3 protein-coding genes are annotated in these 4,357 nt (G+C 32.3%); 2 read left to right on the top strand and 1 reads right to left on the bottom strand.

Translation table 11 applies throughout. From position 1 onward, the window contains the following. On the top strand, positions 1 to 1,004 hold a 1,004-nt coding region (locus KKC53_01560; protein ID MBU2597857.1), incomplete at its 5' end, for a glycosyltransferase. Positions 1,005 to 1,035: 31 nt separating this feature from the next. On the opposite strand, the gene KKC53_01555 is transcribed toward KKC53_01560, so the two are convergent. Then, a complete protein-coding gene (locus KKC53_01555) occupies positions 1,036 to 3,183 on the bottom strand; it encodes an aldehyde:ferredoxin oxidoreductase (protein ID MBU2597856.1) in 2,148 nt (715 codons plus the stop codon). Between the two features lie 310 nt (positions 3,184 to 3,493). Between KKC53_01555 and KKC53_01550 the strand changes: the two genes are divergently transcribed. After that, complete coding sequence (locus KKC53_01550) at positions 3,494 to 4,333, top strand: hypothetical protein (GenBank protein ID MBU2597855.1); 840 nt, start codon at positions 3,494 to 3,496, stop codon at positions 4,331 to 4,333. The last annotated feature ends 24 nt before the right edge of the window (positions 4,334 to 4,357 follow it).

Below are 4,357 nucleotides of genomic sequence, written 5' to 3'. Positions count from 1 at the left end.
TTTTCAATGTTACAAAAGCTTTTCATAATGCTCTTCAAGGTATGAAAATAAAACTCAGCAATGAAATGAAAGATATTTACCTTAAATACAATAAGAAGAATGCAGAAAAATTTGAAGGTGATTATGATTTTATTGTAATTCATGACCCTCAACCAGCTGCTATTTATCACTTTTTAGTACCTTATCCAGGAATATGGATATGGAGATGCCATATTGATTTAACAAATAAAAACATGAATTTCTGGAACTTTATTAAACCTTATATTGAGATCTATGATTCTTATATATTCACTCTTAAAGATTATGCTAAGGAAGGTTTAAGTAAAGAAAAAATAAATATAATCACCCCATCAATTGACCCATTAGCAGAAAAAAATGACCCCTTAGAATTTAATGAAAGTAAAGAAATAGCTAAAAATTATGGGATAGATACATCTCGTCCGATAATACTTCAGGTATCAAGATTTGATCCTTGGAAAGATCCTTTAGGTGTTATTGATACTTATAAAATTGTTAAAAAGAAATTTCCAAATGTGCAATTGGTTATGGCGGGTTCTATGGCAACTGATGATCCAGAAGGAATAGAATATTATGAAAAGACAAAATCTCATGCTGGAGAAGACCCGGATATTTTTCTATTAACTAATTTAGATGGTGTAGAGAATAAAGAAATAAATGCTTTTCAAGTAACCTCAGATATAATCATTCAGAAATCAATAAGAGAAGGATTTGGACTCACAGTAACAGAAGGATTATGGAAGAGTAAGCCAGTTATAGGTGGAAATGTTGGAGGAATACCTATACAGATAATTAATGGAGTAAATGGATTTTTAGTAAATAATATAAATGAATGTGCTGAAAAGATAATTTTTCTATTAAAAAATCCTGAGATTTCAAAAAAAATGGGAGAGAAAGCAAAAGAGTATGTCAGGAATAACTTTCTTATCACTGAACATTTATATAATTATCTGAAACTATTTAAACACCTATTGAAAACAGTTTGATTAATGTAATTTTTTGTATTAACTTGCTTGGTTATTGGTATTTAGATATCAACTCTATAACTTCTGGAAAGTCTATTCCCAATTCTTTAACCTTTTGAATTGTTGGTATTCCTTCAGGAGTCCAGCCACGACGTTTGTAAACAGCATCTTTGAGCATTTCATACTGTTTCTCCCTGTATTCTCTTAGAGCTTTAATCTTCTCTTCAGTACTCTTTCCTTCAGGATCCATAATATTCAACTCTTTAAGTTGCTTGTCATACCTATCCTGTCTTGATTCATATTCTTCTATAGTAACAGGTCCCATAGCTCTATATGGTATATCATCATGTTCTCTTTTACCAAAACCTTGCCTTAAGTTAAATACTCTTTGAAAGTTATAGACTTTCTCACTCATCTTTATTAAATCATTAGGCTCTACTTCTTTTCCTGTAACAGCTGAAAAATATTCTGCATACCATTGCACATGTTTCATAATCTTTGCCGGTTCTGGAGTTTCATTATTATTTTCAGGTATTACATCATTCCAAATAATTTTACACAGACCATTAAGTCCAAACCATGTCCTCCACATGGGGAACCAGAAGAGAGACTCTGCTTTTTGCTCAAAGGTTGGCATCAAATTATGAACCATATCTAAAAAAATAAGCCAGGCTTCATCATGCTGTGGACCTTTTAACGCAAGACCATATCCTCCTTGCTGTGCTAATGACTCCTTTGTAATATATTCTGAAAATTCTAACCCCTTAGATTCCATTCCAATATCTTGCATAATACCAGGATCAGATCCATATTCTTTTTTAAATATATTTTTCATACGTTTTATACCCTGACCGACTATAGCGCCAAAGCCATCTCCCTTTGCCATCTGGTGTATTATCTCTAAGGCAGCTTTCTTATTTCCGAAATGAAGGCTCAAACCTCCTGTTACACTTTTATCTATAAGACCTATTTCGTAACACTCTATAGCAAATGCTAATGCAGTTCCCAAAGAAATAGTGTCTAAACCATAGGTATCACAATAAAAATTGAGCTCTATTAGAAAATCTGGATCAAATATCCCCCAGTTGGAACCACAACCTGCTATTGTTTCGTATTCAGGTCCATCAACCCAAACAGCTTCTCCCTTATATGGACCCGTTTCTAAGGTAAAATTTTTAACTGTGTGTGCACATGCTAATGGACATCCTATCCAGCAACCATCATGACCTTTGTGAAACTTTTTTCTATAAACTTCTTTACCAAGATTTTCAGCTTCCGGATGACTTCCAAATTTAAAATTATTTACTGGAAGAAGATCAAAATCATTCATTATAGTTACAATATAAGATGTTCCTACTCTATATATTTCATTCTGTTTTGGGTCAAGCTTTTTGATTTCTTTGATATATTCTCTTCCCACCTTTTTTGCCCTATCTAAATCAGCAGGATGATTTATATCTGAAGTAACTTTTGAAAATTTAACAACAATTGCTTTTATATTTTTATTTCTTAAAACAGTTCCAGTTCCACCTCTACCAGCTTGTTTGTAACGAAATGTTTTTCGAACAGTATCATAAAAGGAAAAGTTGAGACAACCCATTAAAGTGTTTTTCGCTCCTAATCCAGCTGTTACAGTTGAAATAGCTTTAAGATTTTTTTCACCATAATGTTTACCGAGAAATTCACCAAGAAGGTATGTATTATCTGGAAAATTTTCTGCACTCTCAATACTTATGATACCCTCATCACCATCTATTACTATAACAACATCTTTTTCAGCCTTACCTTGAATTTCTAATGCATCCCATCCTGCGAATTTAAGATATGAACCAAAATAGCCACCAACATTAGAGTCCATAACTGACTGGGTCAATGGGGAAATCGTGACAACTATACTTTTACCACTACCTGGATAAAGTGGATTACCACCAAGGGGTCCACACGCTATACATAACTCATTCTTTGGATCGTCCCATTTTGTTTCCTTATCTATAGAGTTCCATAACAACCACAGATCAAAACCCCGCCCACCAATAAATATTTTTTTCATTTCTTCAGTAACTGGCTTACTCAGGATTTCATTATTAGAAAGATTTATATATAAAGTCCGGTCATTATATCCCTTTTTAATTGGTTTAACTTTATAATGAAACCTTTTCAATTCTTTTTTATGAATTTTTTTAGAAGATTCAACACTCATTCTTTAACCCCCTTTAATTATAGATTCTTTGAATCTTTTTCAATATACTCTACTGTAGTTAAGTCGTCAAGAATCAAAATCAAGTAACAATTAGAAAAAATTATATGAATTGTTAACAGTATAGGTTAACATCAAGTCCTTTAGCTTTACTCAAGAGCAGGTTTAATTATAGACCTTTAATTGGAAGAAGTTTTATTAAATTGTAAATTTCTATCCCTAATAGTACAGATTATATATTATAATCTTGTCTATAAATATACATAGGAAATATTCTTATAAAAAACATTCTATAAGAAAGGAGTTAAGTAAAATGAGTAAAGATGAGAATAAGAATATAAGTAAATGGTTTAAGGTATCATTCTTTATTATATTACTGATTGGTGCTGGATATTTTTTCGGAATAATCTGTAAGCAAATTGGACAATCCTATGAGTTGCTACTTTCCCCTTCCAAAGAACTCCCAATTTTACTGTTTTGGTTTTTAGGAGCTTTGTTTGCTGTAATGATAAGTTCTGGCTTGGTTGCTGCATTAGTAAAACCTATTCGGGTTGGAATAATTGCATTTGCACTCTCAGGATTAGCAATGTTACTTGGATGGAAAGTGTCAATAATTAACTGCGTACTAGTTATAGTGTATTTCCTAATTGCAATATTTTATACTATAAGTATCGATAAGGAATTGAATCAACGTATTAAATTCTCTGTACGCCCTATTAGTGAAGGACAAGCTTTGTTGAGCATGGTTCTTATACTTATAGCCTGTGGTAGTTTATACTTTGGTTATTCAGCGCATATAAAGGAAGAGGGATTCTCAATACCTGAGTTCTATATCGAGAAGTTACAGGAACAGATGGAAAAGCGTATGATTGGAGAACAATTACCGGCATCTCAACGTCGGTTAGCAATTGCTAAATTCAGAGAGGAATTCCAGAATCTAATAAATGATTTAACAGAACGCATGAAATCTTATGAGAAATTCATCCCAATAGCCATATCTTTAAGCTTATTTATGCCTTTGGTAACAATTACCCGTCTTTTATCCTGGGTACCTACTGTGATTCTGAGTATCATTTTCTCATTGCTTAAAGCAATGGGGATAACAAAGATAGTAAGTGAGACTAAAGAAGTACAGAGGTTAGTTATTAGCTAACTAGATTTTTTCTAACTTTTTATG

This window comes from Actinomycetota bacterium, assembly GCA_018830725.1.
In the GTDB taxonomy this organism is placed as follows: domain Bacteria; phylum Actinomycetota; class Humimicrobiia; order JAHJRV01; family JAHJRV01; genus JAHJRV01.
This window is presented reverse-complemented; position numbering and strand designations above follow the sequence as displayed.